This window comes from Franconibacter sp. IITDAS19 (assembly GCF_023079515.1).
Taxonomy (GTDB): Bacteria; Pseudomonadota; Gammaproteobacteria; order Enterobacterales; family Enterobacteriaceae; genus Franconibacter; species Franconibacter pulveris.
The window spans coordinates 76,595-102,439 of record NZ_JALJCP010000003.1 but is presented as its reverse complement, the minus strand read 5'-3'; the positions used below and the strand labels follow the sequence as shown (position 1 = coordinate 102,439).

The window sequence follows — 25,845 nt, the reverse complement described above, 5'->3', positions numbered from 1 at the left end:
GGATTAACCTCATATTACAACTGTGTTAACAAACAGCGTCAGGGTACTATAGTTTACGCCCGGTCGCTACAATGTACACTTCACGTGAACGGGCACGAGAAGAGTCCGGTTTACGAACTTTAACCTTCGTAAACAGGGAGCGAATTTCCCGCAGGTACTCATCGAAACCTTCGCCCTGAAACACCTTCACAACAAAACTTCCGCCCGGTGCCAATACATCCCGACACATTTCGAGCGCCAACTCCACCAGATACATAGCGCGGGGAATATCGACAGCCGGCGTTCCGCTCATGTTCGGTGCCATATCTGACATGACAACCTGTACTTTATTGTCACCTACACGCTCCAGCAGCGCTTTCATGACTAATTCATCACGAAAATCGCCCTGAAGGAAGTCCACACCAACAATAGGATCCATAGGTAAAAGATCGCAGGCGATGATGCGGCCCGTGCCACCGATTTGCGTCACCACATACTGTGACCAGCCACCGGGAGCTGCGCCAAGATCGACGACTGTCATTCCTGGCTTAAAAATCTTGTCACTCTGCTGTATTTCATCAAGTTTAAACCAGGCTCGGGAACGCAACCCTTTTTTCTGAGCCTGTTGAACATATTTATCGCTAAAGTGTTCCTGAAGCCAGCGACTGGAGCTGGCAGAACGCTTTTTACCTGTCATTTCACATTCCATCCGGGTTCATCGTGAGCCGCAGGCTCAAAAACCCACGTTGCCATTTGGCGATATTTGGGAGATGGCGGTAGAATGAACCGTTTTCAATCCCAACGTAAGCAAAAAATACGATGAATCTGAGTACTAAACAAAAACAGCACCTGAAAGGGTTAGCCCATCCGCTCAAGCCAGTAGTCATGCTTGGCAACAATGGTTTAACCGAGGGGGTGCTGGCCGAGATTGAACAAGCGCTTGAGCACCATGAGTTAATCAAGGTGAAAATCGCCACTGAAGATCGCGAAACCAAAACCTTGATCGTGGAAGCCATCGTGCGTGAAACCGGCGCCTGTAATGTACAGGTCATCGGTAAAACGCTGGTGCTTTATCGCCCGACTGCGGAACGTAAAATTTCACTGCCGCGCTAAAAAGTTATTTTTGCTGAAAAAGTAAGCGAAAATAGTTTTTTTTGAAGGCGAACGAGCAAAATGCCATGCTCCGTTTGTTGATAAAAGGCCGCTTTGCGGCCTTTTTCCTTTCTTTACAATGCTTCGCTTTTTCTGAGCGTAGCAGAAATCAAAGGTACTCTACCTTCACGATTTCAAATTCAACCTGGCCGCCAGGGGTGTTGATCACCACCACATCGTCCAGCTCTTTGCCTACCAGACCGCGTGCGATTGGCGAGTTCACAGAAATCAGGTTCTGTTTGAAATCCGCCTCATCATCGCCAACGATGCGATAGGTTTGTTCTTCATCGTTATCAAGGTTAAGCACGGTTACCGTCGAGCCAAAAATTACGCGCCCATTGTTTGGCATCTTCGTGATATCGATTACCTGTGCATTCGAGAGCTTGGCTTCAATATCCTTGATGCGCCCTTCGCAGAACCCCTGCTGTTCACGCGCGGCGTGATATTCAGCGTTCTCTTTCAAATCGCCATGTTCACGCGCTTCGGCGATAGCAGCGATGATTTCAGGGCGGCGAACCGATTTCAGAAAATCCAGCTCTTCGCGCAATTTTTCAGCGCCACGTAAGGTCATCGGAATAGGTTGCATTTGTTATACCTCTCACTGTCCTGTTCGAAACGGTCACAGCCCGCTCCGGCTGCACGTCAGCCCGGCAGATCCTGCTTTTCCCGGGCGAGAAACAAAAGAAAACTGACCCGGAGACAAAGCTCCAGGTCAGCATCAGTTTTGCAATTTGATACGTATTTTAACCTGAAGTTCCCTGGGGGTCATCGTTTACTTTCCAGGGCGAAGCGCCTTAGTATGGCGGCACGTTTTCAGGTTGTAACCGCGAGATTATGCGATTTTCCAGATTTGTTATCGGATTAACCACAAGTGTAGCGTTGAATGCCAGTGCCGCCAATGTAGAAGAATATATCAATCAGTTACCCGCTGGCGCGAATCTCGCCCTGATGGTGCAGAAAATCGGCGCATCCGCCCCGCAGATTGATTATCACAGCCAACAGATGGCATTGCCGGCCAGTACGCAAAAGGTGATCACTGCGCTGGCGGCCTTGCTACAGCTGGGCCCGGACTATCGTTTTACCACGACGCTTGAAAGCCGCGGCGAGGTAGATAGTGGCGTGCTGAAAGGCGATCTTATCGCGCGGTTTGATGGCGATCCGACATTCAAACGTCAGGATCTTCGTAATATGGTGGCGGCGCTGAAGCGCGCTGGCATACAAAAAATCGAAGGCAATGTCCTGATCGATACCTCGGTTTTTGCGAGTCATGACAAGGCGCCTGGTTGGCCGTGGAATGACATGACGCAGTGCTTCAGCGCGCCGCCCGCCGCCGCGATTGTCGATCGCAACTGCTTTTCGGTTTCGCTCTACAGCGCCCCGAAAGCTAACGATCTTGCTTTCATCCGTATCGCCTCTTATTACCCCGTGACGATGTTCAGCCAGGTGCGCACTCTGCCCCGCGGCTCATCTGACGCGCAATACTGCGAACTGGATGTCGTGCCGGGCGATCTTAACCGTTACACGCTGACAGGTTGTATGGTGCAGCGCGCAGACCCGCTGCCGCTTGCTTTCGCTATTCAGGATGGCGCCAGTTATGCCGGCGCTATTTTGAAGGCGGAACTGAAGGAAGCGGGCATCAGCTATAGCGGCACGCTGCTCAGACAAACGCTGGCAAATCAGCCAGGAACGGTGCTTGCCAGCAAACAATCCGCGCCGCTGCATGACTTGCTCAGGATCATGCTCAAAAAGTCAGACAACATGATTGCCGACACGGTGTTTCGCACCATTGGCCGTAACTTTTACGGGGTACAAGGCACCTGGCGCGCAGGAGCGGATGCCGTGCGCCAGATCCTGCGTCAGAAAGCCGGCGTCGATTTAGGCAACAGTATCGTAGTGGATGGCTCTGGTTTGTCTCGCCATAATCTTATTTCGCCAGCCACCATGATGCAGGCGCTACAATATATTGCTCAGAACGACAGCCAGCTTAACTTTATCTCCATGCTGCCACTGGCGGGCCATGATGGCTCGCTGCAATACCGGGCTGGCCTGCACGAAGCTGGCGTTGACGGTAAAGTTTCAGCCAAGACGGGGTCGCTGCAAGGGGTTTACAACCTGGCAGGTTTCATTACCACCGCCAGCGGTCAGCGTATGGCTTTCATCCAGTACCTTTCCGGGTACGCTGTGGAGCCAGCCGACCAGCGTACGCGTCGCGTGCCTCTGGCGCGCTTCGAGAGTCGTCTCTACAGGGATATTTATCAGAACAATTAATTTATGAATCTGCTGATAGTTGAAGATGATTTGCCGTTGCAGGAAAGCATGGAACAGGCGTTTGTGGCCGAGGGTGACCAACCTGTCTGCGCGGCGTCCGCCGCTGAAGCGGATATGCTGGTGCAGCAGCACGTTTACGGGCTGATTATCCTCGACCTGAGTTTGCCGGACAGGGATGGGATTGCCCTGCTTGCTCAGTGGCGGCGTAGCGGAGTTCGCTCCCCTGTGTTGATCCTCACGGAACAAGGCGCGCTGGCGGAACGTGTCTATGGCCTGGATGCGGGCGCAGACGACTATCTGACGAAACCTTTTGAACATGATGAGTTGTGGGGCCGGGTACAGTCAATTTTACGGCGCTATCCGGCGCAAACCGAAACCGTTACGCAACCAGCCCTATCTTCACGCAGCGAAGGATTAACGCTGAACCCGCAAACGCAGGAGGTTCTCTTAAAAACGCAGCCTGTCGACGTTACGCCGCTTGAATATGCGTTGCTGGCGCGACTGACAGCTCTGCCGGGCGAAACCGTCAGCCGCGAAAACCTGCTGGAAGAGATGTACTGTCAGGATGAGGCGGGCTCTAATGCACTGGAAGTGCATATTCATAATTTGCGTCGCAAGCTTGGCAAAACGGCCATTAAAACCGTGCGTGGCGTGGGTTACAGGCTGGATATAGAAAACTAGCGCAGGGCTTGCTTGCGCCGGACGAGTTCAGCCACACCTCATAAAAAAAGCCGGGATATCCCGGCTTTTCTTTAACGCTTGTAGATAAACTCAACGCCTTCGTCGTCGTCTTCATCCCAGTCGTCATCCCACTCTTCTTCAGCTTCTTCTTCTATCTCTTCAAGCTGCTGACGGTGGTAATCGTCCCACATGAATTCGACTTTCTCTGGCTGCTTCGCCTCTTCTTCCTGCTTGATCGGGTTCTCAATGATGAAATGCATCACATCCCAGCAGAGATCTTTCACGCCAAGCTGGCTTGCAGCCGAGATAAGGTAGTATTTCCCTTCCCAACCCAGCGCTTGTGCGATAGCTTTCGCACGCGCTTCCGCTTCTTCGCGATCCAGCAGGTCAATCTTGTTGAATACCAGCCAACGCGGCTTTTTCGCCAGGCTTTCGCTGTACTTTTCCAGCTCGCCAATAATAATGCGGGCGTTTTCGATCGGGTCTGATTCATCAACAGGCGCCAGATCGATAAGATGCAGCAACACGCGGCAGCGCTCAAGATGCTTGAGGAAGCGGATACCCAGGCCAGCGCCTTCCGCGGCGCCTTCAATGAGGCCCGGGATATCAGCAACAACAAAGCTTTTCTCGTTATCCATGCGCACCACGCCAAGGCTCGGCACCAGGGTGGTAAACGGATAGTCTGCGACTTTCGGTTTGGCTGCGGAAACCGCGCGGATGAAGGTTGATTTGCCTGCGTTAGGCAGACCCAACATGCCGACATCCGCCAGCAGCATCAGCTCAAGCTGCAAGTCACGCTTTTCACCCGGCGTACCCATCGTTTTTTGACGCGGCGTACGGTTAACCGATGATTTAAATCGCGTATTGCCAAGGCCATGCCAGCCGCCTTTGGCCACCATCAGGCGCTGACCGTGCTTAGTCATATCGCCCATGGTTTCGCCAGTGCCCTGATCGATAACGCGCGTGCCGACCGGGACTTTGATGGTGACATCTTTCCCACGCTTGCCGGTACAGTCACGGCTCTGGCCGTTCTGCCCGCGTTCGGCGCGGAATGATTTCTCAAAACGGTAGTCGATAAGCGTGTTGAGGTTTTCGTCCGCTTCCAGCCATACGTCGCCGCCATCGCCGCCATCGCCGCCGTCCGGCCCGCCTTTAGGTATATATTTTTCGCGACGGAAGCTCACACAGCCGTTGCCGCCATCGCCTGCTACGACCAGAATCGTTGCTTCATCAACAAACTTCATTTTACTTCTCCGTAAATCATTCGCCCGAACGGGGTAGCGTCGCTACCGCTTCGTTTTTGCGCCACCGTCCCCAGAGACGGTGACCGATGGCGGAATACATCGCGCCCGCAACCACGACAAACGCGCCGAGATAACCCAGCGGGTTAAGCATCGGTCTGGCGAAGAAGTCGGGCCAGGCAACAGATAACAAATCTGAGAACAACAGGGTGAACAACGGCGTCAGCGTAATCAACGCACTAACCTGCGCCGCCTGCCAGCGCGCCATCGCTTCCGCCAGCGCGCCGTACCCTACCAGCGTATTTACCCCGCAAAAAATCAGGCAGGCCAGTTGCCACGGGCTTAAAGCAAAAATGACCGAAGGTTCAGCCAGCGGTAATAACGCGATAGTACATAAAGTGTACAGCAAAAGCAGGATCTGTTGCGAAGCCAGACGACGCAATAAAACTTTTTGCGCGACCCCATAACTGACCCACACTGTCGCCGCGCCGACGCCAAAGATAACACCCCAGGTGTAGTCGGTCAGACGCGTAAAGATCTCAATCAGGCTGGTATTAAAAAACATGACCAACCCGCAAAGCAGCATAATGGCGCCGATGACCTGCGTGCCGCGCATCTTCTCTTTCAGAATGATGACGCTCGCCACCATCATCCCAACCGGCGAAAGCTGACCTATAACCTGAGACGCCGTAGGGCTCAGGTACTGCAGGGAAGAGCTGAACAGAATAAAGTTACCGAACAGCCCTCCCGTCGCGATAGCCAGCAATACCAGCCAACGCGGCTTGCGAAACATCCGCAGCGGCGGCAGCTTGCCTCGCAGCGCAAGAATGATCCCAAGACCAATGGAGGCCATCAGGAATCGGTAAAACACCACCGTCGGCGGCGCCATTACCGTGAGTACCTGTTTCATCGCGATAGGCAGCGCTCCCCAGCACATCGCTGTAGTGAGCGCCAGAAGAATGCCTATTCCCGCCTGCTGTTTCATGCCTGGGTCCCTGCGCAAATTTGCCGGATGCGGAATGTAAAAAGCCCCGCAACACGTTGCGGGGCTTTATCCGTTACCGGGACACGAAAAACTTATTCAGCAACGATGCTGATGAATTTACGGTTTTTCGGGCCTTTAACTTCGAACTTAACTTTACCGTCAGTCAAAGCGAACAGAGTGTGGTCTTTGCCGCAACCAACGTTGGTGCCTGCGTGGAACTTGGTGCCACGCTGACGAACGATGATGCTGCCAGCCAGTACTGCTTCACCGCCGAAACGTTTTACGCCCAGGCGTTTAGCTTCTGAATCGCGACCGTTACGAGTTGAGCCGCCAGCCTTTTTGTGTGCCATTTAATCTGCTCCCCTGTATTAAGCGCTGATGCCAGTGATTTTCACATCAGTGAACCACTGACGATGGCCCTGCTGCTTACGGTAGTGTTTACGACGACGAAACTTAACGATTTTAACTTTCTCGCCACGACCGTGAGCAACAACTTCAGCTTTGATTACGCCGCCATCAACGAAAGGAACGCCGATTTTGACATCTTCACCGTTTGCGATCATCAGAACTTCAGCGAACTCAATAGTTTCGCCAGTTGCGATGTCCAGCTTTTCCAGGCGAACGGTTTGACCTTCGCTTACTCGGTGTTGTTTACCACCACTTTGGAAAACCGCGTACATATAAAACTCCGCTTTCCGCGCACGCCTTCTGTATGTTCAGAGTGCGCTATAAATATTCACATAGGGCGCGAATATTACGCAAATCGTGAGGCTTTGACAAGCCTGATCGTTAATCAACGCGGAAAAAAAACGCAACTCCTACGGCAGCGTTTATCTGCCGCATTTTTCCGGTACAATCTGTACTACATTTACAATCCATTATCCTTACGTTCTCCCATTACAGCCTTGTGGTAAACAGGACGATAGCCAGACTTTTGCGATGAATTTAGAAAAAATTAATGAGTTAACCGCGCAAGATATGGCGGGTGTCAACGCGACTATCCTTGAACAGCTGAATTCCGACGTGCAACTTATCAGCCAGTTGGGCTATTACATCGTCAGCGGCGGCGGTAAACGCATCCGTCCGATGATAGCCGTCCTTGCTGCGCGCACGCTGGGTTACGAGGGTAACGCGCACGTTACGCTCGCCGCGCTGATTGAGTTTATCCATACCGCTACCCTGCTACATGACGACGTGGTGGACGAGTCCGACATGCGCCGCGGCAAAGCGACGGCCAACGCCGCGTTCGGCAATGCCGCAAGCGTTCTGGTAGGCGATTTTATCTACACCCGCGCATTTCAAATGATGACAAGCCTGGGCTCGCTTCCTGTGCTCGAAGTGATGTCGGAAGCCGTGAACGTTATCGCTGAAGGTGAAGTCCTGCAGCTGATGAACGTCAACGATCCCGATATCACCGAAGAAAGCTACATGCGCGTTATTTACAGCAAAACGGCCCGCCTTTTTGAAGCCGCCGCGCAATGCGCCGCGCTGCTGGCGAACGCCGATAATGCGCAGGTGCAGGCACTTCAGGATTACGGCCGCTATCTCGGCACCGCTTTCCAGTTGATCGACGATCTTCTGGATTACAGCGCCGACGGCGAACGTCTGGGCAAAAACGTGGGCGACGATCTTAACGAAGGCAAACCTACGCTGCCGTTGTTGCACGCGATGCGCAACGGATCGCCGGAGCAGGCGAAAATGATCCGTGAAGCTATCGAACAAGGCAACGGGCGTCATCTTCTGGAGCCCGTGCTGTCGGCGATGGCGGCTTGCGGATCGCTGGAGTGGACGCGCCAGCGCGCTGAAGAAGAGGCAGATAAAGCGATTTCCGCGCTGGCTATCCTACCGGACTCTCCTTACCGTGAAGCGCTGATTGCGCTAGCTCATACTGCCGTACAGCGCGATTATTGATCCCTTTCCGCGCCAGCAGGCGCGGAATATTTCTTAACGTCTGCCTTTCATTTCCCTGTTTGTCTGGGCTCAGGCCTGTGCAGCGCCAGTTTTTGGTAAATTTCCGATTCTTACGCCGCCTTAAAAGAACCATTTAGAAAATTTTGTCCGATAAGTGTACATTTCAGGTGTTGCGCTATTTCAGCCAACCGCATGTTACAGGCGCTTACAGGGAGGATAAATGGAACGTAAACTTGTGGACTGGCATCCTGCCGACATCATTGCTGGCTTACGTAAGAAGGGCACTTCGCTGGCAGCGGAATCGCGCAAAGCCGGACTGAGCTCTTCAACCCTGGCCAATGCGTTAAGCCGCCCCTGGCCAAAAGGCGAATACCTTATCGCCATGGCGCTGGATACCGACCCCTGGGTTATCTGGCCGTCACGCTACTTCGATCCGAAGACGCATGCGTTTATTAATCGCGGGCTTTTGATTCGGGAACGTTAAAAAAAACCGGGGCATGCCCCGGTTTTTTATTTTTCATTTCCCGCGCGTTTATTCGCCTTTTACGCGCTCAATATTGGCGCCCAGCGCACGCAGTTTGTCTTCGATACGCTCGTAACCACGATCGATATGGTAAATGCGATCGACAATGGTTGTGCCTTCCGCAATGCATCCCGCCAGCACCAGGCTTGCAGAAGCACGCAGATCGGTCGCCATCACCTGCGCGCCGGAGAGTTTCTCCACGCCGTGACAGATAGCGGTATTGCTTTCAATCTCTGCATGAGCGCCCATACGGATCAGCTCCGGCAGGTGCATAAAGCGGTTTTCAAAGATAGTTTCGGTGATAACGCCTGTCCCTTCGGCCACCAGATTCAACAGAGTGAACTGCGCTTGCATATCGGTCGGGAAAGCCGGATGCGGCGCAGTGCGCACGTTAACCGCTTTCGGGCGTTTGCCATGCATATCAAGGCTAATCCAGTCTTCGCCGATTTCGATATCCGCGCCCGCTTCGCGAAGCTTCGCCAGTACCGCGTCCAGCGTATCCGGCTGGGTGTTGCGGCACATCACTTTGCCGCCGGAAATGGCTGCCGCCACCAGGAAGGTGCCGGTTTCAATACGGTCCGGCAGGACGCGATACACGCCGCCGCCCAGACGCTCAACGCCTTCGATAGTGATGCGATCGGTACCCATGCCGGTAATTTTCGCGCCCAGCGTGTTGAGAAAGTTCGCCGTGTCGACAATCTCCGGCTCGCGCGCGGCGTTTTCAATAACCGTAGTGCCTTGCGCAAGCGTGGCTGCGCTCATGATAGTAACGGTCGCGCCTACGCTTACCTTATCCATCACGATATGCGCGCCTTTCAGGCGGCCCTGGACGGACGCTTTCACATAGCCTTCTTCCAGTTTGATCTCCGCGCCCAGTTGCTCAAGACCGGTAATGTGCAGGTCAACAGGACGGGCGCCGATAGCGCAACCGCCCGGCAGAGAAACCTGCCCCTGGCCGAAGCGCGCCACCAGAGGCCCCAGCGCCCAGATAGAAGCGCGCATGGTTTTCACCAGCTCATACGGCGCACAGAAGATATTGACCTGGCTTGCATCGATCCAGACGGAACCATTGCGTTCAACCTTCGTACCCAGCTGGCTGAGCAGCTTCATGGTGGTATCGATATCTTTCAGCTTCGGTACGTTCTGGATCTCTACCGGCTCTTCGGCCAACAGCGCAGCGAAGAGGATTGGCAGCGCGGCGTTCTTCGCCCCGGAGATCGTGACTTCGCCGTTCAGGCGGCAAGGCCCCTGCACACGAAATTTATCCATCAAAAGTAGTCTCTGTTAGTTATTCATAGTCGCTGTCGGCCGCTGGCCCACAGCTCAAAAACCGTTAAGTTTGCGGTCGCGCTCCCACTCCTGTGGGGTATAGGCTTTGATGGATACCGCGTGAATGCGGTTATCGGCGATATACGCCATCAGCGGGCCATAGACAGTTTGCTGTTTCTTAACGCGACTCATGTCGGCGAACAGGTCACCCACCGCAATTACCTGAAAATGGCTGCCATCGCCGGAGACGTGGACTTCCTGGAGGGGCAGTGCATTCATCAGCACTGACTGGATTTCATGATTTTCCATGGGATCTTGATTCGTCGTTTAGTGAAAACAGCCCAACATCTTAGAGCAAAGTGGCGCGCGCTTAAATAAGCAAAAAGCCCCGCAAGCTATAGACTGCGGGGCTTTTTTAGTAACATACTGAAAATATTAGCTTGCCGGTAAAGGCATCAAATTTTCCGGCAGGTTATAGAGCTTCGCCAGCGTCATCAGGTTTTCGCTGCCGCCTTCCATCCTCAGCGCTACGCCTTGCTTCTTCACCAGCGCCACCAGTTGAATGAGCAGCGCCAGCCCGGCGGTATCCACCCTCTCCAGCCCGTTTAGCTCAATGACCCGCAAGCCTGACGTGGCTTCATGGCGTGCTTCCCAGAGCGGCGTCAGCGTCTCTTCCTCAAGCACCCCCTGCAAACGCAGGATGTCGCCGCTGCGCTGCCAGCTAAACTGCTGCGCCATTACTGTTTCTGATCCAGCGTAATCGGTTGACGAGAGATCGATTGCAGCTGCGCGGTCAGACCTTCAACCCCTTTTTGACGCAGAATGTCGCTCCACTCGTTCTGTTTGGTGGTGATCATGCTCACCCCTTCCGCGATCATGTCATAAGCCTGCCAGTTGCCGGTCTGGCTGTTCTTACGCCACTGAAAGTCCAGACGTACCGGCGGGCGGCCATTTGGGTCGATGATAGTGACGCGGATCGGCAGGATATCGGCATTGCCGAGCGGCTGCTCTGGCGCAATCTGGTAAGTCTGACCGTGATACATCGCCAGCGCCTGACCATAAGCCTGCTTCAGATACTCGCGAAAAGCGGCGAAATAGGCTTCACGCTGCGCGGGAGTCGCTTCTTTGTAATAGCGGCCGAGCACCAGCGCGCCGGCGTATTTTACCTGTACATAAGGCAGCAGCTCCTGATCGACGACGTCACGCAGATAGTTAGGGTTTTGACGGATTTTCGGTTGCTCGTTTTTCAGACGGTCAAAGGTTTTCTTTGCCGCCTCGTTCATCAAAGTATACGGGTTGGTCTGATCGGCGGCGTTAGCAAGCGGCGCAATAACCAACATCGCGACCATTAAAAAGCGTTTAAATAAAGTCATGTTTTCTCCTGAGTTATTTCGTCGTTTCAGGTTGCGGCGTCGAATCAGTATGGTTGGCAGCCGGCGTTTGCGCACTGTCGTTATTCTGATTGTCGCCGCTGTTGCTCTTGTAGAGGAACTGGCCAATCAAATCCTCAAGCACCATGGCGGACTTGGTATCCTGAATGGTTCCCCCTTCTTTAAGAATGGAAGTGCCCAGCTCAGGGTCTTCAAACCCGACGTTCAGCGCCAGATATTGCTCGCCCAGCAAACCGGACGTGCGGATAGAGAGCGAACTGGTATCAGGGATATGATCGTAACGCTGTTCGATATCCATAGTTACGCGCGGCAGATAGGTTTTCGGATCGAGCGAAATATCAGCCACGCGGCCGATCACCACGCCGCCAATACGCACCGGCGAGCTCACCTTCAGGCCGCCGATATTATCGAAAGTGGCATAGAGCTGATAGGTCGGTTCTGTGCGCATGGAGGTGACATTCGCGACTTTGAGGAACAAAAAGAGCGCAGCCAGCAGCGCCACCAGCATAAAAGCGCCGACCCAAATTTCAAATTTCTTCGTTTGCATGAATTAATTCCCAAACATCAATGCAGTGAGCACGAAATCCAGGCCCAGAACGGCCAGCGATGCGTGCACAACGGTACGTGTAGTTGCCCGGCTGATCCCTGCGGATGTCGGAATCGCATCATAGCCGTTAAATAACGCAATCCACGTTACCGTCACGGCAAACACCACACTCTTAATCAAACAGTTTACTAAATCGAGGCGCCAGTCGACGGCGTCCTGCATGGCGGACCAGAAAAAGCCCGCGTCGATGCCTTTCCAGCTCACGCCGACCAACGCCCCGCCCCAGACGCCGACCGAGACGAAAATAATGGTCAGCAGCGGCAACGTGATGATACCCGCCCAGAATCGCGGCGCAATGACGCGGCGCAGCGGGTCAACTGCCATCATCTCCATGCTGGAGAGTTGCTCGGTGGCTTTCATCAGGCCGATTTCCGCCGTCAGGGCCGAACCTGCGCGTCCGGCAAAGAGCAGAGCGGACACCACGGGCCCCAGTTCACGCAGCAGCGACAAGGCCACCATCATGCCCAGGCTGGTTTCCGCACTGTAGGTGGTTAACACCAGATAGCCCTGCAGGCCCAGCACCATACCGATAAAAAGGCCGGAAACGATGATGATAAGCATCGACAGTACGCCGACGTTATAAATCTGGCGCATCAGTAGCGGCGCTTGCTTGCGAAACTGTGGCTTGCCGACCACCGCATTAAACAGCATTAATCCGGCGCGGCCAAAGGAGGCGCTCACTTCCAACCCGCGACGTCCCAGCGACGCCAGCGCATTTAACAGCATCTGTGGGTTAACTCCCTTTTCCTGATAATAAGTCTTGCTGATAGTCCCCGGCCGGGAAGCGGAAAGGCACCGGTCCGTCGGCTATTCCGTCGAGGAACTGCCGCACCCGCGGTTCCTGGTTTTCCTGCAACGCCTGGGCGCTGCCGTGGGCAACGATGCGTTTATCCGCCACGATATAGGCGTAATCCGCGATGCTCAACACTTCCGGCACATCATGAGAAACCACGATGCAGGTAACGCCAAGCGCGCTGTTTAGCTCTGAGATAAGCTTCACCAGCACGCCCATTGTAATGGGGTCCTGACCGACAAAAGGTTCGTCAAACATAATTAAGTCTGGTTCCAGCGCGATCGCCCGCGCCAGCGCCGCCCGGCGCGCCATGCCGCCGGAAAGCTCCGAAGGCATTAACTTCGCGGCGCCGCGAAGCCCAACCGCTTCAAGCTTCATCATTACCGTGCTATGCAGCAGCGCCTCAGGCAAATGAGTATGTTCACGCAGCGGCCAGGCCACGTTTTCAAAAACGTTCAGGTCGGTAAATAAAGCGCCGGACTGAAACAACATGCTCATGCGCTTACGCACGGTATAAAGCCGCGAGCGAGACATGGCGGGAATATTTTCGCCATCGAAGAGGATCTCTCCGCAATCGGGCTGAATTTGTCCGCCGATTAGCCGCAGCAGCGTGGTTTTTCCGATCCCTGACGGCCCCATGATGGCCGTGATTTTTCCCCGCGGCACGTTGAGAGAAATATTATCAAAGATGCACCGATTACCGCGTGTGAAGCTGACACCGCGAATGTCGACCAGGTTCATCTCGGTCTGGCTCATCAATTTATCCTTAGCCGGAGTGAGTTATGATTCAACGTGGCGTATTTAATCGCCACAAACGAAACATTTTTACAGATAATTACCCGCCACAGTTAGCGAAAGCTGGCATTTGTTTTACTTTTTGGGCGCATAAAGTCAGAATTAGGATTTTGCACTTTCCTTAAAAGATCCGTGCGCAGCCAGGGCTTCAGGCGAAGTGGACCGGCGATTATACCTGAATAAAGGACTTTGCATGCTTTTAGCTACGGCGCTGTTAATTATCGGTTTACTTTTGGTCGTCTACAGCGCTGACCGCCTGGTATTTGCCGCCTCCCTGCTCTGCCGCAGTCTGGGCGTTCCCCCGCTGATTATCGGCATGACGGTCGTAGGCATCGGCACTTCTCTGCCGGAAATTCTGGTCGCCACCGCCGCCGCGCTGCATGGTCAGGCGGACCTGGCGCTGGGTACGGCGCTCGGCTCAAACATCACGAACATTTTATTGATTCTCGGCCTGGCGGCGTTGCTGCACCCTTTTTATGTTCACTCCGGCGTGCTGCGCCGCGAGCTGCCGATCATGCTGCTGGTCAGCGCGCTGGCAGGCGTTTTCTTTTATGATGGCGCGCTCTCTCGCCTTGATGGTTCAGTCTTGCTGTGCATGGCGGCGGCCTATATCTGGCTCATCGTTAAAGTCGCCCGAATAGCGGAGCGTAAGGGTAATGATAGCCTCACTCGCGAACAGCAGGCGGAATTGCCGCGCGAAGGCAGTCGACCGGTTGCCTTTTTATGGCTCGGCGTTGCGCTTATCATTATGCCAATGGCCACGCAGATAGTGATAGATAACGCCACCGTGCTGGCGAATAGCTTTGGCATCAGCGAACTGACTGTCGGCCTGACTTTTATTGCTATAGGCACCAGCCTGCCGGAGCTTGCAACCGCCATCGCCGGCGCCCGCAAAGGCGAGGATGACATAGCTATCGGCAATATCATAGGTTCAAATATTTATAATATTGCTATTGTGCCAGGTCTGACTGCATTGCTCGCGCCAGGCGAAATCAACCCGCTGCTGTTTACCCGGGATTATGGCGTGACGCTGCTGGTCAGCGTTATCTTCGCCCTGCTCTGCTGGCGGCGCGCTCGTCATATTGGTAAACGCGCCGGCGCCGGGTTGCTGTGCGGCTTTGTCGTATGGATGGCGATGCTCTTCTGGCTCTCGCCCCGTCTTACAGGATGAATCGGAAACAGATTATGTCGCAGATAGATTTGCCGCCGGGCTTTGACTTTCAGCAGGCCGGCAGAGATGTGCTGGAAATTGAACGTGAAGGCCTGGCGCAGCTCGACCAGTACATTAATACAGATTTTAGTAAGGCTTGTGAAAGCATGTTCTACTGCCAGGGCAAGGTGGTCGTCATGGGCATGGGCAAATCAGGCCATATCGGGAAAAAAATGGCGGCGACTTTCGCCAGCACCGGCACGCCTGCTTTTTTTGTTCATCCAGGCGAGGCGAGCCATGGCGATCTGGGCATGGTTACGGCGCAGGATATCGTTATCGCTATCTCTAATTCCGGCGAGTCTAATGAAATCCTCGCGCTTATCCCTGTGCTGAAACGTCTGCAGGTGCCGCTCATCTGTATCACAAGCCGCCCCGAAAGCGCTATGGCGCGCGCGGCGGATATTCATCTTTGCGTGAAAGTGCCGAAAGAGGCCTGCCCGCTTGGCCTGGCGCCGACCTCCAGCACAACCGCAACGCTTGTCATGGGCGACGCGCTGGCGGTGGCGCTTTTGAAAGCGCGCGGGTTTACCGCTGAAGATTTTGCGCTATCTCACCCTGGCGGCGCGCTGGGCCGCAAGCTGCTGCTGCGCGTGAACGATATTATGCACACCGGCGATGAGATCCCCCGCGTCAGCAAAGAGGCGACGCTTCGCGACGCGCTGCTGGAAATCACCCGTAAAAACCTCGGCATGACGGTTATTTGCGACGATCTAATGAAAATCGAAGGGATTTTCACTGATGGCGATCTACGTCGTGTCTTTGATATGGGTGTCGATCTGCACAAATTGCATATCGTTGATGTCATGACCCGTGGCGGCATTCGCGTAAGGCCGGGGACGCTGGCAGTTGAAGCCTTGAATCTGATGCAGTCGCGCCATATAACCTCTGTCCTGGTTGCCGATGGCGACCAGTTGCTCGGTGTGGTACATATGCATGATTTGCTGCGCGCGGGCGTAGTCTAAGAAAGGAAAGCATTGATGAGTAACGCAGATGGCGCGGTCGCAACCTGTTACGGGCCAGTGAGCGCGCAGGTTATGGCGCGGGCGGAGCAGATTCGTCTGCTCATTCTTGATGTCGACGGCGTCATGTCCGACGGCTTGATTTATATGGGCAACAGCGGCGAAGAGTTAAAGGCGTTTAACGTACGAGATGGCTACGGGATTCGCTGCGCGCTGACCTCCGGCATTGAGGTGGCGATTATTACCGGCCGCAAAGCGAAATTGCTGGAAGACCGCTGCGAAACACTCGGCATAACCCATCTCTACCAGGGGCAATCCGATAAGTTAATAGCTTACCGTAACTTGCTGGAAAAACTGGCGCTGGCACCCGACAATGTGGCTTATGTGGGCGATGATTTGATTGACTGGCCGGTCATGGCGGAGGTCGGGCTGAGCGTGGCGGTGGCCGACGCGCATCCGTTGCTCATTCCGCGCGCCGATTATGTTACCCGCATTCATGGCGGACGCGGCGCGGTGCGGGAAGTCTGCGATCTTCTGTTGCTGGCGCAGGGCAAGCTTGATGAGGCCAAAGGGCAATCTATATGAGTAAAACCAGACGCTGGGTGATTATCCTGCTGGCGCTGGCGGTGTTGGTGCTGATTGGCATTAATCTCGCTGACCAGGAGGAAACCGGACCAGTGGCGACAAGTGACAACGAGCCAACTTACCAGAGTGAACATTCCAGCACGCTGGTTTACAGCCCGGAAGGCGCAATGAACTACCGGCTTGTGGCGCAACATGTGGAGTACTACTCCGCCGACGGCGTCTCCTGGTTTACACAACCAGTGATGACCACCTTCGATACCCAGAGCGCTGACAAAACGCCCACCTGGTCAGTTAAGGCAGATAAAGCCAAACTGACTAATGACAGGATGCTGTACCTTTACGGTCACGTTGAGGTCAACGCGCTGACTGCGGATTCGCAGTTGCGCCGAATTACAACGGACGAAGCGCAAATCAACCTGATAACTCAGGATGTCTCGTCAGATAAGCTCGTCACGTTATACGGCACCAGCTTTAACTCCAGCGGCCTGAAAATGCGCGGAAACTTACGCAATAAAAACGCCGAGCTGATTGAAAAGGTTAGAACCTCGTATGAAATTCAGAACAAACAAACTCAGCCTTAATCTCGCCCTCTCCGGCGTGTTGCTGGCCGCCAGCTGCTCAGCGTTTGCCGTAACAGGCGATACTGAACAGCCGATACATATCGAGTCCGATCAGCAGTCGCTGGATATGCAGGGCAACGTCGTCACCTTCACCGGTAATGTCGTCGTCACTCAGGGCACCATTAAGATCAACGCCGATAAGGTGGTGGTTACCCGTCCGGGCGGCGAGCAGGGCAAAGAAGTTATCGACGGCTACGGCAATCCCGCCACGTTCTACCAGATGCAGGATAACGGCAAGCCGGTGAAAGGCCACGCCTCGCAGATGCATTACGAACTGCAAAACGATTTTGTCGTGCTGACCGGTAAAGCCTATCTGGAACAGCTCGACAGCAATATCCAGGGCGACAAAATCACTTATCTGGTGAAAGAGCAGAAAATGCAGGCCTTCAGCGATAAGGGCAAGCGCGTGACCACGGTGCTGGTGCCGTCGCAGCTGCAGGATAAAAACAACTCCCAGGCGCCAGCGCAGAAAAAGAGCAACTAACTTCTTATGGCAACATTAATCGCGAAAAACCTCGCTAAAGCATACAAAGGCCGACGCGTCGTTGAAGATGTCAGCCTGACGGTGAAATCGGGCGAAATCGTCGGCCTGCTCGGGCCGAACGGCGCCGGTAAAACCACCACGTTCTACATGGTCGTCGGCATTGTGCCGCGCGATGCCGGCAATATCATTATTGATGAAGAGGATATCAGCCTGCTGCCGCTGCACGCCCGCGCCCGTCGCGGTATTGGTTATCTGCCGCAGGAAGCCTCTATCTTTCGCCGTCTGAGCGTATACGACAACCTGATGGCGGTACTGCAGATCCGCGACGATCTGAGCAGCGAGCAGCGCGAAGATCGCGCGAAAGAGCTGATGGAAGAGTTTCATATCGATCATCTGCGCAACAGCCTCGGCCAGGCGCTTTCCGGCGGTGAACGTCGCCGTGTGGAGATCGCCCGCGCGCTGGCCGCCAACCCGAAATTCATCCTGCTCGACGAACCTTTCGCCGGGGTAGACCCTATTTCCGTTATCGACATCAAGCGCATCATTGAACACCTGCGCGACAGCGGCCTGGGCGTTCTCATCACCGACCATAACGTCCGTGAAACGCTGGCCGTTTGTGAACGCGCTTATATCGTCAGCCAGGGGCACCTTATCGCCCACGGCACGCCCGATGAGATCCTGCAAGACGAGCAAGTTAAGCGCGTCTATCTTGGGGAAGAGTTCAGACTCTGATAGGGTAGAGCAACGGACAGCGAGCCCGCGCCATCGTATTCCGGCGTCGCGCCCTGCCAGGACAGGTATACTAATACTTATCACCTGAGGAAATTTGCTCTGAATATGAAGCAAGGTTTGCAACTTAGGCTTAGCCAACAACTTGCCATGACGCCCCAGTTGCAACAGGCCATCCGCCTGTTGCAGTTGTCGACGCTGGAACTGCAGCAAGAACTTCAGCAAGCGCTGGAAAATAACCCACTGCTTGAGCAAACCGAATTTCATGATGAGATAGCCACTCAGGAAGCGCAAAGCAGCGAAGGGCTGGATACCGCCGAAGCGCTCGAACAAAAAGAGATGCCGGACGAGTTACCGCTCGACGCCAGCTGGGACGAGATCTATACGGCAGGCACCCCCTCCGGCAACGGCGTGGATTATCAGGATGACGAGCTGCCTGTTTATCAGGGTGAAACCACCCAGTCGCTGCAGGATTACCTGATGTGGCAGGTTGAGCTGACTCCCTTCTCCGATACCGACCGCGCCATCGCCACGTCGATTGTCGACGCCGTCGATGAAACCGGTTATCTCACCGTCGCGCTGGAAGATATCCTGGAAAGCATGGGCGATGAGGAGATAAGCCTCGACGAAGTGGAGGCGGTATTAAAGCGGGTGCAGCGCTTTGACCCTGTCGGCGTGGCGGCGCGCGATCTGCGCGACTGTCTGCTGGTGCAGCTTTCGCAGTTTTCCAGAGAGACGCCATGGATTGAAGAGGCTCGTCTTATCATCAGCAACCATCTTGATTTGCTGGCGAACCACGACTTCCGCAGCCTGATGCGGGTCACCCGGCTGAAAGAAGAGGTGCTGAAAGAGGCGGTCGCGCTGATACAGTCGCTCGACCCGCGTCCCGGCCAGTCGATTCAGACCGGCGAGCCGGAATATGTCATACCGGATGTGCTGGTGCGTAAGCATAACGGTCGCTGGACGGTAGAGCTTAATGCCGACAGCATTCCGCGTCTTAAAATTAACCAACAATACGCCGCGATGTGCACTACCGCGCGCAATGAGTCCGACAGCCAGTTTATTCGCAGCAATTTGCAGGAAGCGAAATGGCTGATTAAAAGCCTGGAGAGCCGCAACGATACGCTGCTTCGCGTAAGCCGCTGTATCGTCGAGCAACAGCAGGCTTTTTTTGACAAGGGCGAAGAGTACATGAAGCCGATGGTGTTGGCGGACATCGCCCAGGCGGTAGAGATGCACGAATCAACTATCTCCCGCGTCACAACGCAAAAATATCTGCACAGCCCGCGAGGCATTTTTGAACTGAAGTATTTCTTCTCCAGCCATGTAAATACGGAGGGCGGCGGCGAAGCCTCATCCACCGCCATCCGCGCGCTGGTGAAGAAATTAATAGCCGCGGAAAATCCCGCGAAGCCGCTGAGCGACAGTAAGCTGACATCCATGCTGTCCGATCAGGGCATCATGGTGGCCCGCCGTACTGTGGCGAAGTATCGAGAGTCTTTATCTATTCCGCCGTCTAATCAGCGCAAGCAGCTGGTTTGACTCAACCGATAAGGAAGACACTATGCAGCTCAACATTACTGGACATAACGTCGAAATCACTGATTCCCTTCGTGAATTTGTGAACACGAAGTTCGCTAAGCTGGAGCAGTACTTCGAAAGGATTAACCAGGTTTACATAGTGCTGAAAGTGGAGAAAGTCACTCACATCTCGGACGCCACGTTGCACGTTAACGGCGGCGAGCTTCATGCCAGTGCGGAAGGTCAGGATATGTACGCCGCCATCGACGGTTTAATTGATAAACTGGCGCGGCAACTTACTAAACATAAAGATAAACTGAAACAACACTGATTGTCCGGGCGTTTAGCTGATGTATTAACGGCTCGTTATTCAACGAATAGCGGGCCGTTAGCACAGAGAATGCTTAGGTGAACTTATGATGAATAATGATTCCGCTCTGCAACTGAGCAATGTCCTGAACCAGGAATGTACCCGAAGCGGGGTGCATTGCCAGAGTAAAAAACGCGCGCTGGAAATCATCAGTGAACTGGCCGCGAAGCAGCTTAGTCTGCCGCCGCAGGTGGTGTTTGAAGCCATTCTCACGCGCGAGCGAATGGGCAGTACCGGCATCGGCAACGGCATCGCCATTCCGCATGGTAAGCTTGAAGAAGATACCTTGCGCGCCGTAGGCGTATTCGTACAACTGGAAACGCCTATTGCTTTTGACGCTATCGACAATCAGCCGGTCGATCTGCTCTTCGCCCTGCTGGTGCCGGCCGATCAGACCAAAACGCATTTGCATACGCTCTCGCTCGTGGCAAGGCGGCTGGCGGATAAAACGATCTGTCGTCGTCTGCGCGCGGCGCAAAGCGATGAAGAGCTTTATCAAATCATCACCGAAGGCGGCGATGAGAGCGAATAACGGGCTGCAAAGCTCGATAAGAGGGGCGCTTGCCGCCCGTATTGACCCAGGGAGAGACTGGAGATGGTGCTGATGATCGTCAGCGGGCGTTCGGGCTCCGGAAAATCGGTAGCTCTGCGCGCGCTGGAAGACATGGGATTCTACTGCGTGGATAACCTGCCGGTAGTGCTGCTGCCTGAGCTGGCGCGGACGCTGGCGGACAGACAGATTTCCGCCGCCATCAGTATCGACGTGCGCAATATGCCCGAGTCGCCGGAGATTTTCGAGCAGGCGATGAATAACCTGCCGGATGCGTTTTCTCCGCAATTGCTGTTTCTGGATGCCGATCGCAATACGCTCATCCGCCGTTACAGCGACACTCGCCGTCTGCACCCTCTCTCTGGCCGCAACCTCTCGCTGGAGAGCGCCATCGACGAAGAGAATAACCTGCTGGAGCCGTTACGCTCCCGGGCCGATCTGATTATCGACACCTCGGAAATGTCCGTGCATGAGCTGGCGGAAATGCTGCGCACGCGCCTGCTCGGCAAGCGCGAGCGTGAATTAACGATGGTGTTTGAATCCTTTGGCTTTAAGCATGGCATTCCTATCGACGCCGACTACGTCTTCGACGTTCGCTTCCTGCCCAACCCGCACTGGGATCCCAAGCTGCGCCCTATGACCGGGCTTGATAAACCGGTGGCCGCCTTCCTTGACCGCCATACCGAAGTGCATAACTTTATCTATCAAACCCGCAGCTATCTGGAACTGTGGTTGCCCATGCTGGAAACCAACAACCGCAGCTACCTTACGGTCGCTATTGGCTGTACTGGCGGTAAACATCGCTCGGTCTACATTGCGGAACAGCTGGCCGACTATTTCCGTTCACGCGGTAAAAACGTTCAGTCCCGTCACCGCACGCTGGAAAAACGCAAATCATGACCGTAAAACAAACCGTTGAGATAACCAATAAGCTCGGCATGCATGCCCGGCCGGCCATGAAGCTGTTCGAGCTGGTGCAGAGTTTTGATGCGGAAGTGCTGCTGCGTAATGAAGCAGGCACGGAAGCGGAGGCGAGTAGCGTAATCGCTCTGCTGATGCTGGATTCCGCCCAGGGCGGTCAGATTGAAGTGGAAGCGACGGGTCCTCAGGAACAAGAGGCCCTGTCAGCGGTTATCGCTCTGTTTAAAGCTGGCTTTGACGAAGATTAACGGCTTTGCTCTGGCGCATGCAAAAGGCGGGTCAGCTCCAGGCTAACCCGCCTTTTTTGTCGCTCAGGCGGTTATCCCTTTTAGCGCAGCTTATGCTGCGTCATAAACGTTTCGCCGCCCAGCTGGCGCATCTGGCGCAGGATCCACGCCTGACGCGCGCGTACGTAACCTGAAGGCGCGTCCGCCCGCAAACGCAGAGGGTTTGGCAGCACTGCCGCCAGCATAGCGGCTTCCGCTGCGGTAAGACGGCTGGCGGGCTTGTGGAAATAACGCTGCGCCGCCGCCTCTACGCCAAAGGTGCCCTCGCCAAATTCAGCGATATTCAGATAAACCGTGAGAATGCGCCGTTTGCTCCAGACCGTTTCCAGACCTACCGTCAGCCCCGCTTCCAGCCCCTTGCGCAGCCAGCTGCGCCCGTCCCACAGAAAAAGGTTTTTAGCCGTCTGCTGCGAAATCGTCGAAGCGCCGCGAATGCGATTCTCGTGCCGTTCGTTATGAGAGACCGCTTTCTTTATGGCGGCGACGTCAAAGCCCCAGTGTTCAGGGAACTTTTGGTCCTCCGCCGCGATGACCGCAAGCCCCATCCATGGCGAAATATCGTCGGTTCCTACCCAGTCAGAATGCGCTATATAGCTAAAATTACCGCTAAACCAGGCGGATGCTTGTCTTTCTACCATCACCGCGGAAAAAGGCACCGGCAGCAGGCCGAACAGCAAAATACCGGCTATCCAGAACGCCAGCACGGCGGCGCAGCCACGCCAAAGCCAGCGCCACCCCTTTCGCCACAGCGACGCCTTGCCTTTCCTCATTCGCACAGTTCCAGCACGCGGGCGACCAGCTTCTCTATACCGGCTGCCGCCTCGTCAATGCGCTTCGCTACCATGTAGGCGGGCGTGGTGACCACTTTGTTATCTTCATCCACCACGATATCGTCCACCGGACAGGGAACATGTTCGCCGCCCATTTCCTCAATAATTTCCGCCGTATCGATATCGGTGCCAATGGTCAGGCGCAGCGGCGGCGGCAGAATTTTAGGCAGCATGGCGGGGGCGATGCAGATAAAGCCAAGCGGCTTGCCTGCGGCATGCATCGCCTGCGCCAGCGCCTTAAGCGACGGGTCGACAACGCACTCCGCCCCCTGGCTTGCAAAATTGCTCAGATTCTTCGCCGCGCCAAAGCCGCCCGGCACCACCAGCGCGTCCAGCGTCTCGAACCGGGCCTGACCGAGCGCCTGAATTTCGCCGCGAGCGATACGCGCCGCTTCCACCAGTACGTTACGGCTTTCCGCCATTTTCTCGCCGGTCAGATGGTTAAGCACATCCGCCTGCGGTTTATCAGGCGCAAAGCAGACCGCCTGCGCGCCGCTTCGTGCAATCGCCAGCAGCGTAATAACCGCCTCATGAATTTCGCTTCCGTCATAAACGCCACAACCGCTAAGTACGACGCCAATTTTCTTCATGAATTCATCCCTTTACCTAAGCTACTGAACAATATAAAAAATTGTAATTTAAACGCTATGCTTCACACATTTAACTGATTCGCGTAACAATTTTTTTAAGTTTTGCTATCTTATGCTCGAGCGGAACATATTCTCAGGCCCCGCCATGAACGAAAAAACCACACCAAGAACAGGCGATGCCTTAATTTCCCTGGTGTTGGCGCAGTATTCGCGCACCCCGGTTAATCCGGGGTCATTTTTTTTCAGCTTCGCTCACCCACGCCTTCAGCGCTGCCACATCCTGCGGCCACTCCTGCTTAAGCTCTTCTACCCATTCACCAACGTTATCCCACCATGCCGGCAAGTCTGGCGACTGAATCTGCTGGGCCAGCTGTTGTAGATGACGCAGGCCGACGGAGCCCGCCGCACCTTTAATTTTATGCCCTTCCTCTACGATGCCTTTCTGGTCACGCGCCGTCAGGTTCGACTCCAGCACGCTCAGGTAGCCCGGCATCATCTTTTCAAACATCGCCAGGCCATCCAGAATCAGCTTCGGCCCCACCAGCTCCATATACTGCTCAAGCATGGGTAGATCGAATAACGTCTTGTGCTTATCTTCACTCATCGTTTCGCCCTCATTCTCGTCCGGTTGGGTATCCCAGTATTTCTTAATCATTGCGGTCAGCGCGGGGACGGCCAGCGGCTTGCTCAGCACGTCATCCATCCCCGCATCCAGATACTCCTGCTTGTCCTTAAGCACATTGGCGGTTAACGCCACCAGCGGCGGCAAATCCTCTTTTGCGTAGCGGCGCGTCAGTTCGCGGGAGATATCCAGGCCCGTCATATCCGGCAACTGGATATCGAGCAGCACAAGGTCATACTCGCCGGGCTGGAACGTTTCCAGCGCCGCTTTGCCGGTCATCGCCACATCCACGCTGTTGCCAAGCTTCTCAAGCACGGAGCGGGCGACAATCACGTTGAGTTCAATATCTTCCACCAGCAGCACATGCAGCGCTGGCAACGGCATATCGTCGTCTTCCTGTTCATCCTTAACCTCTTCCGCCACGCGCGGCGCCTCGACGGTGAGCGTGAAGAGAGAGCCCTTGCCAGGTTTGCTTGAAACGGTGATATCGCCGCCCATGTTTTTCGCCAGTCGACGCGATACCGCAAGACCAATGCCGGTGCCGGTAGCGGGCTTACCGCCCTGACTGTCTTTCACCTGATAATACATGGCGAAGATCTTATCCAGCTCCTGCTGCGGAATACCGATACCGGAGTCTTCCACTTCGAAGCGCAGGCGGCGCTCCTCTTCGTAGCGCACGCGCACCGTCACCTGCCCTTTCTGGGTAAATTTCACCGCGTTGCTGATGAGATTCCACAGGATCTGACGCAGGCGAGTGCCGTCAGTCACCACCTTGTGCGGCAGCGGCAGCGTCGGCTCCATCACAAAGCGCAACCCTTTTTGCTGCGCCTGCAGGCCGGAGAGGTTTTCAAGGTCGGCAAGAAAGCTGGTGAAATCAACCGGCTGGTTATCAAGCTGCACTTTGCGCCGCTCGATTTTGTCCATATCGATAATATCGTTAAAGATATTGCCAAGCGTAACGGCGGAAACGTGAATCGTTTTCAGGTATTTCTCTTGCTCGGCTGTGAGTTCAGTATCAAGCAGAATGCGGCTTAGGCCGACAATGCCGTTGAGCGGCGTGCGCAGTTCATGGCTGATGGTAGAAATAAAGGTGGTCTTATCGCGGCTGGCGCGCTCCAGCGCGTCCTGATAGCGCTTACGCTCGGTAATGTCGCGGCCGAACCCCATCAGGCCGTGGCGTTTGCCCACCCGGTCATAGTAAGGCACTTTACGAATTTCAAAGCAGGCTTTGCGGCCATCCGGATAGTCGAGCCACTGCTCGTAAGTGAGCGAAACGTTGTGGCGAAATACCTTTTCATCGGTTTCGATAACCTTTTCCGCCGCCTCCGGCGAATACACATCCTGCGGCTTAAGGTTGATCAGCTGTTTTTCGCTTTTCCCGGTCAGCAACTCCATCGCCCGGTTGCAGCCGGAGAACTCTTTATCTTCGTTGCGATAGAAAACGAGGTCCGGCGAGGCGTCCAGAAACGAGCGCAGGAAGGAAGATTGTTGCTCAAGCTGGATCTGCGTCACTTCGCGCTCTTTCATCTCGACTTTTAGCTGCTCCAGCATATGCTGGCGCTCAGCCTCCGCCTTTTCGCGCTCGGCAATCTCCTGATTAAGCTGAGCGATGTTGTCTTTAAGCTGCACATTAAGCTTCAGGTCGCGCTCGCGCATCTCTTCGAGTTTGTCGACAAGCTTCGAAAGCCGCTGGCGCGACTCTTCCAGCTGTTCCACCACCACAGAGAGAAAGTAAACGGCCCAGGGCGTTATCAATAAGCCGAAGAAGATAGAGCGGATAACGTCGATGCTCTCCACCTGGCCGTGCAGCACCATCGTTACCGCCATCTGCACCGCCATCGCCAGCACCACCAGAGCGAGGGCCAGTAACAGAGAGAACCGCACCAGGCCCAGCTTGACCAGCAGATCAACGTAAAACTGCGCCAACAACCGGATTTGCTTCATGAATTATTCCTTCGCTGATATTCCGCTC

At 54.8% G+C, this 25,845-nt stretch carries 32 protein-coding genes; 16 read left to right on the top strand and 16 right to left on the bottom strand.

The features are described from left to right. Positions 1-46: 46 nt before the first annotated feature. The gene (rlmE, locus tag MT962_RS10170; protein WP_024554656.1) at positions 47-676 is read right to left on the bottom strand and encodes a 23S rRNA (uridine(2552)-2'-O)-methyltransferase RlmE; all 630 of its coding nucleotides are present in this window, start codon (positions 674-676) and stop codon (positions 47-49) included. Positions 677-798: 122 nt separating this feature from the next. Between rlmE and yhbY the strand changes: the two genes are divergently transcribed. Beyond that, positions 799-1,092, top strand: a complete 294-nt coding sequence (gene yhbY, locus MT962_RS10165) for a ribosome assembly RNA-binding protein YhbY (protein WP_024554655.1) — start codon at positions 799-801, stop codon at positions 1,090-1,092. 148 nt (positions 1,093-1,240) lie between these two features. On the opposite strand, the gene greA is transcribed toward yhbY, so the two are convergent. Next, complete coding sequence (gene greA, locus MT962_RS10160; RefSeq protein WP_024559286.1) at positions 1,241-1,717, bottom strand: transcription elongation factor GreA; 477 nt, start codon at positions 1,715-1,717, stop codon at positions 1,241-1,243. A 248-nt stretch (positions 1,718-1,965) separates the two neighbouring features. Here greA and dacB point away from each other — a divergent pair, with 248 nt between their 5' ends. Then, positions 1,966-3,399 (top strand): serine-type D-Ala-D-Ala carboxypeptidase, encoded by a 1,434-nt coding sequence (gene dacB, locus MT962_RS10155; RefSeq protein WP_028019967.1) that lies wholly within the window; start codon positions 1,966-1,968, stop codon positions 3,397-3,399. A gap of 3 nt (positions 3,400-3,402) precedes the next feature. After that, positions 3,403-4,080, top strand: a complete 678-nt coding sequence (locus MT962_RS10150; RefSeq protein WP_247365517.1) for a response regulator — start codon at positions 3,403-3,405, stop codon at positions 4,078-4,080. 71 nt (positions 4,081-4,151) lie between these two features. On the opposite strand, the gene cgtA is transcribed toward MT962_RS10150, so the two are convergent. The 4 genes from cgtA to rplU all read right to left on the bottom strand — a co-directional run bounded on the left by cgtA (position 4,152) and on the right by rplU (position 6,986). Then, on the bottom strand, positions 4,152-5,324 hold the full coding sequence (cgtA, locus tag MT962_RS10145; RefSeq protein ID WP_024559283.1) for an Obg family GTPase CgtA: 1,173 nt from the start codon (positions 5,322-5,324) through the stop codon (positions 4,152-4,154). Positions 5,325-5,340: 16 nt separating this feature from the next. Next, positions 5,341-6,306: a DMT family transporter gene (locus tag MT962_RS10140; protein WP_024559282.1), complete on the bottom strand. Its 966-nt coding sequence runs from the start codon at positions 6,304-6,306 to the stop codon at positions 5,341-5,343. 92 nt (positions 6,307-6,398) lie between these two features. Next, the gene (gene rpmA / locus MT962_RS10135; protein WP_024549632.1) at positions 6,399-6,656 is read right to left on the bottom strand and encodes a 50S ribosomal protein L27; all 258 of its coding nucleotides are present in this window, start codon (positions 6,654-6,656) and stop codon (positions 6,399-6,401) included. An 18-nt stretch (positions 6,657-6,674) separates the two neighbouring features. Continuing rightward, positions 6,675-6,986, bottom strand: a complete 312-nt coding sequence (gene rplU / locus MT962_RS10130; RefSeq protein WP_024554649.1) for a 50S ribosomal protein L21 — start codon at positions 6,984-6,986, stop codon at positions 6,675-6,677. 259 nt (positions 6,987-7,245) lie between these two features. Between rplU and ispB the strand changes: the two genes are divergently transcribed. Together ispB and sfsB are read left to right on the top strand one after the other, a co-directional pair. Then, entirely contained in the window at positions 7,246-8,217 is a 972-nt protein-coding gene (gene ispB, locus MT962_RS10125; RefSeq protein WP_024559281.1) for an octaprenyl diphosphate synthase, read from the top strand. 220 nt (positions 8,218-8,437) lie between these two features. Beyond that, positions 8,438-8,701, top strand: a complete 264-nt coding sequence (sfsB, locus tag MT962_RS10120; protein WP_028019966.1) for a DNA-binding transcriptional regulator SfsB — start codon at positions 8,438-8,440, stop codon at positions 8,699-8,701. Positions 8,702-8,749: 48 nt separating this feature from the next. Here sfsB and murA read toward each other — a convergent pair whose 3' ends face one another. The 7 genes from murA to mlaF all read right to left on the bottom strand — a co-directional run bounded on the left by murA (position 8,750) and on the right by mlaF (position 13,556). Beyond that, positions 8,750-10,009, bottom strand: coding sequence for a UDP-N-acetylglucosamine 1-carboxyvinyltransferase (gene murA / locus MT962_RS10115; protein WP_024559280.1), 1,260 nt, complete (start codon positions 10,007-10,009; stop codon positions 8,750-8,752). Positions 10,010-10,063: 54 nt separating this feature from the next. After that, positions 10,064-10,318 (bottom strand): BolA family iron metabolism protein IbaG, encoded by a 255-nt coding sequence (gene ibaG, locus MT962_RS10110; RefSeq protein ID WP_024559279.1) that lies wholly within the window; start codon positions 10,316-10,318, stop codon positions 10,064-10,066. A 126-nt stretch (positions 10,319-10,444) separates the two neighbouring features. Then, the gene (mlaB, locus tag MT962_RS10105) at positions 10,445-10,747 is read right to left on the bottom strand and encodes a lipid asymmetry maintenance protein MlaB (RefSeq protein ID WP_024559278.1); all 303 of its coding nucleotides are present in this window, start codon (positions 10,745-10,747) and stop codon (positions 10,445-10,447) included. Next, positions 10,747-11,382 (bottom strand): phospholipid-binding protein MlaC, encoded by a 636-nt coding sequence (gene mlaC / locus MT962_RS10100; RefSeq protein WP_024559277.1) that lies wholly within the window; start codon positions 11,380-11,382, stop codon positions 10,747-10,749. Before mlaC ends, mlaB begins: the two co-directional genes overlap by 1 nt. Before the next feature lie 13 nt (positions 11,383-11,395). Next, positions 11,396-11,947 carry an outer membrane lipid asymmetry maintenance protein MlaD gene (mlaD, locus tag MT962_RS10095; RefSeq protein WP_024559276.1) on the bottom strand — a complete coding sequence of 184 codons (552 nt, stop codon included), beginning with the start codon at positions 11,945-11,947 and terminating at the stop codon, positions 11,396-11,398. A gap of 3 nt (positions 11,948-11,950) precedes the next feature. Then, positions 11,951-12,733 (bottom strand): lipid asymmetry maintenance ABC transporter permease subunit MlaE, encoded by a 783-nt coding sequence (gene mlaE / locus MT962_RS10090; protein ID WP_024559275.1) that lies wholly within the window; start codon positions 12,731-12,733, stop codon positions 11,951-11,953. 7 nt (positions 12,734-12,740) lie between these two features. Next, a complete protein-coding gene (gene mlaF, locus MT962_RS10085; protein ID WP_028019965.1) occupies positions 12,741-13,556 on the bottom strand; it encodes a phospholipid ABC transporter ATP-binding protein MlaF in 816 nt (271 codons plus the stop codon). A gap of 232 nt (positions 13,557-13,788) precedes the next feature. Between mlaF and MT962_RS10080 the strand changes: the two genes are divergently transcribed. The 11 genes from MT962_RS10080 (at position 13,789) to npr (ending at position 21,792) form a co-directional block, all read left to right on the top strand. Further along, positions 13,789-14,766, top strand: a complete 978-nt coding sequence (locus MT962_RS10080) for a calcium/sodium antiporter (protein ID WP_024558812.1) — start codon at positions 13,789-13,791, stop codon at positions 14,764-14,766. 14 nt (positions 14,767-14,780) lie between these two features. Next, the gene (gene kdsD / locus MT962_RS10075; protein WP_024558813.1) at positions 14,781-15,767 is read left to right on the top strand and encodes an arabinose-5-phosphate isomerase KdsD; all 987 of its coding nucleotides are present in this window, start codon (positions 14,781-14,783) and stop codon (positions 15,765-15,767) included. Between the two features lie 15 nt (positions 15,768-15,782). Next, the gene (gene kdsC / locus MT962_RS10070; protein ID WP_024558814.1) at positions 15,783-16,349 is read left to right on the top strand and encodes a 3-deoxy-manno-octulosonate-8-phosphatase KdsC; all 567 of its coding nucleotides are present in this window, start codon (positions 15,783-15,785) and stop codon (positions 16,347-16,349) included. Then, positions 16,346-16,930, top strand: coding sequence for an LPS export ABC transporter periplasmic protein LptC (lptC, locus tag MT962_RS10065; RefSeq protein WP_024558815.1), 585 nt, complete (start codon positions 16,346-16,348; stop codon positions 16,928-16,930). The genes kdsC and lptC overlap by 4 nt, the downstream gene beginning before the upstream one ends. After that, positions 16,899-17,453 (top strand): lipopolysaccharide ABC transporter substrate-binding protein LptA, encoded by a 555-nt coding sequence (gene lptA / locus MT962_RS10060; RefSeq protein WP_024558816.1) that lies wholly within the window; start codon positions 16,899-16,901, stop codon positions 17,451-17,453. Before lptC ends, lptA begins: the two co-directional genes overlap by 32 nt. Positions 17,454-17,459: 6 nt before the next feature. After that, positions 17,460-18,185 (top strand): LPS export ABC transporter ATP-binding protein, encoded by a 726-nt coding sequence (gene lptB, locus MT962_RS10055; RefSeq protein WP_024558817.1) that lies wholly within the window; start codon positions 17,460-17,462, stop codon positions 18,183-18,185. A 105-nt stretch (positions 18,186-18,290) separates the two neighbouring features. Beyond that, positions 18,291-19,724, top strand: a complete 1,434-nt coding sequence (rpoN, locus tag MT962_RS10050; protein ID WP_247365516.1) for an RNA polymerase factor sigma-54 — start codon at positions 18,291-18,293, stop codon at positions 19,722-19,724. Positions 19,725-19,746: 22 nt separating this feature from the next. Beyond that, positions 19,747-20,034, top strand: a complete 288-nt coding sequence (hpf, locus tag MT962_RS10045; protein WP_024558819.1) for a ribosome hibernation promoting factor — start codon at positions 19,747-19,749, stop codon at positions 20,032-20,034. Positions 20,035-20,119: 85 nt separating this feature from the next. Then, the gene (gene ptsN, locus MT962_RS10040; RefSeq protein WP_024558820.1) at positions 20,120-20,605 is read left to right on the top strand and encodes a PTS IIA-like nitrogen regulatory protein PtsN; all 486 of its coding nucleotides are present in this window, start codon (positions 20,120-20,122) and stop codon (positions 20,603-20,605) included. Positions 20,606-20,668: 63 nt separating this feature from the next. Then, on the top strand, positions 20,669-21,523 hold the full coding sequence (rapZ, locus tag MT962_RS10035) for an RNase adapter RapZ (RefSeq protein WP_024558821.1): 855 nt from the start codon (positions 20,669-20,671) through the stop codon (positions 21,521-21,523). Further along, positions 21,520-21,792, top strand: coding sequence for a PTS phosphocarrier protein NPr (npr, locus tag MT962_RS10030; RefSeq protein WP_024553045.1), 273 nt, complete (start codon positions 21,520-21,522; stop codon positions 21,790-21,792). Before rapZ ends, npr begins: the two co-directional genes overlap by 4 nt. 80 nt (positions 21,793-21,872) lie before the next feature. Here the strand turns inward: npr and mtgA are convergent, their stop codons facing one another. The 3 genes from mtgA to arcB form a co-directional block, all read right to left on the bottom strand. After that, complete coding sequence (mtgA, locus tag MT962_RS10025; RefSeq protein WP_024560089.1) at positions 21,873-22,601, bottom strand: monofunctional biosynthetic peptidoglycan transglycosylase; 729 nt, start codon at positions 22,599-22,601, stop codon at positions 21,873-21,875. Continuing rightward, positions 22,598-23,251 carry an isoprenoid biosynthesis glyoxalase ElbB gene (gene elbB / locus MT962_RS10020; protein ID WP_024560088.1) on the bottom strand — a complete coding sequence of 218 codons (654 nt, stop codon included), beginning with the start codon at positions 23,249-23,251 and terminating at the stop codon, positions 22,598-22,600. The genes mtgA and elbB overlap by 4 nt, the downstream gene beginning before the upstream one ends. A 232-nt stretch (positions 23,252-23,483) precedes the next feature. Further along, the gene (gene arcB, locus MT962_RS10015; protein WP_024560087.1) at positions 23,484-25,817 is read right to left on the bottom strand and encodes an aerobic respiration two-component sensor histidine kinase ArcB; all 2,334 of its coding nucleotides are present in this window, start codon (positions 25,815-25,817) and stop codon (positions 23,484-23,486) included. Positions 25,818-25,845 lie beyond the last annotated feature (28 nt).

Excerpts from the sequence above, each read along its gene's own strand:
- cgtA (WP_024559283.1), bottom strand. The coding sequence starts at position 5,324 with ATGAAGTTTGTTGATGAAGCAACGATTCTGGTCGTAGCAGGCGATGGC.
- mlaC (WP_024559277.1), bottom strand. The coding sequence starts at position 11,382 with ATGACTTTATTTAAACGCTTTTTAATGGTCGCGATGTTGGTTATTGCG.
- rplU (WP_024554649.1), bottom strand. The coding sequence starts at position 6,986 with ATGTACGCGGTTTTCCAAAGTGGTGGTAAACAACACCGAGTAAGCGAA.
- hpf (WP_024558819.1), top strand. The coding sequence starts at position 19,747 with ATGCAGCTCAACATTACTGGACATAACGTCGAAATCACTGATTCCCTT.
- yhbY (WP_024554655.1), top strand. The coding sequence starts at position 799 with ATGAATCTGAGTACTAAACAAAAACAGCACCTGAAAGGGTTAGCCCAT.
- rpmA (WP_024549632.1), bottom strand. The coding sequence starts at position 6,656 with ATGGCACACAAAAAGGCTGGCGGCTCAACTCGTAACGGTCGCGATTCA.
- lptC (WP_024558815.1), top strand. The coding sequence starts at position 16,346 with ATGAGTAAAACCAGACGCTGGGTGATTATCCTGCTGGCGCTGGCGGTG.
- arcB (WP_024560087.1), bottom strand. The coding sequence starts at position 25,817 with ATGAAGCAAATCCGGTTGTTGGCGCAGTTTTACGTTGATCTGCTGGTC.
- sfsB (WP_028019966.1), top strand. The coding sequence starts at position 8,438 with ATGGAACGTAAACTTGTGGACTGGCATCCTGCCGACATCATTGCTGGC.
- npr (WP_024553045.1), top strand. The coding sequence starts at position 21,520 with ATGACCGTAAAACAAACCGTTGAGATAACCAATAAGCTCGGCATGCAT.
- mlaB (WP_024559278.1), bottom strand. The coding sequence starts at position 10,747 with ATGGCGCAGCAGTTTAGCTGGCAGCGCAGCGGCGACATCCTGCGTTTG.
- murA (WP_024559280.1), bottom strand. The coding sequence starts at position 10,009 with ATGGATAAATTTCGTGTGCAGGGGCCTTGCCGCCTGAACGGCGAAGTC.
- MT962_RS10080 (WP_024558812.1), top strand. The coding sequence starts at position 13,789 with ATGCTTTTAGCTACGGCGCTGTTAATTATCGGTTTACTTTTGGTCGTC.
- elbB (WP_024560088.1), bottom strand. The coding sequence starts at position 23,251 with ATGAAGAAAATTGGCGTCGTACTTAGCGGTTGTGGCGTTTATGACGGA.
- ispB (WP_024559281.1), top strand. The coding sequence starts at position 7,246 with ATGAATTTAGAAAAAATTAATGAGTTAACCGCGCAAGATATGGCGGGT.
- MT962_RS10150 (WP_247365517.1), top strand. The coding sequence starts at position 3,403 with ATGAATCTGCTGATAGTTGAAGATGATTTGCCGTTGCAGGAAAGCATG.
- lptA (WP_024558816.1), top strand. The coding sequence starts at position 16,899 with ATGAAATTCAGAACAAACAAACTCAGCCTTAATCTCGCCCTCTCCGGC.
- rpoN (WP_247365516.1), top strand. The coding sequence starts at position 18,291 with ATGAAGCAAGGTTTGCAACTTAGGCTTAGCCAACAACTTGCCATGACG.
- mlaE (WP_024559275.1), bottom strand. The coding sequence starts at position 12,733 with ATGCTGTTAAATGCGCTGGCGTCGCTGGGACGTCGCGGGTTGGAAGTG.
- dacB (WP_028019967.1), top strand. The coding sequence starts at position 1,966 with ATGCGATTTTCCAGATTTGTTATCGGATTAACCACAAGTGTAGCGTTG.
- rapZ (WP_024558821.1), top strand. The coding sequence starts at position 20,669 with ATGGTGCTGATGATCGTCAGCGGGCGTTCGGGCTCCGGAAAATCGGTA.
- lptB (WP_024558817.1), top strand. The coding sequence starts at position 17,460 with ATGGCAACATTAATCGCGAAAAACCTCGCTAAAGCATACAAAGGCCGA.
- ibaG (WP_024559279.1), bottom strand. The coding sequence starts at position 10,318 with ATGGAAAATCATGAAATCCAGTCAGTGCTGATGAATGCACTGCCCCTC.
- kdsC (WP_024558814.1), top strand. The coding sequence starts at position 15,783 with ATGAGTAACGCAGATGGCGCGGTCGCAACCTGTTACGGGCCAGTGAGC.
- mtgA (WP_024560089.1), bottom strand. The coding sequence starts at position 22,601 with ATGAGGAAAGGCAAGGCGTCGCTGTGGCGAAAGGGGTGGCGCTGGCTT.
- mlaF (WP_028019965.1), bottom strand. The coding sequence starts at position 13,556 with ATGAGCCAGACCGAGATGAACCTGGTCGACATTCGCGGTGTCAGCTTC.
- mlaD (WP_024559276.1), bottom strand. The coding sequence starts at position 11,947 with ATGCAAACGAAGAAATTTGAAATTTGGGTCGGCGCTTTTATGCTGGTG.
- ptsN (WP_024558820.1), top strand. The coding sequence starts at position 20,120 with ATGATGAATAATGATTCCGCTCTGCAACTGAGCAATGTCCTGAACCAG.
- kdsD (WP_024558813.1), top strand. The coding sequence starts at position 14,781 with ATGTCGCAGATAGATTTGCCGCCGGGCTTTGACTTTCAGCAGGCCGGC.
- greA (WP_024559286.1), bottom strand. The coding sequence starts at position 1,717 with ATGCAACCTATTCCGATGACCTTACGTGGCGCTGAAAAATTGCGCGAA.
- rlmE (WP_024554656.1), bottom strand. The coding sequence starts at position 676 with ATGACAGGTAAAAAGCGTTCTGCCAGCTCCAGTCGCTGGCTTCAGGAA.
- MT962_RS10140 (WP_024559282.1), bottom strand. The coding sequence starts at position 6,306 with ATGAAACAGCAGGCGGGAATAGGCATTCTTCTGGCGCTCACTACAGCG.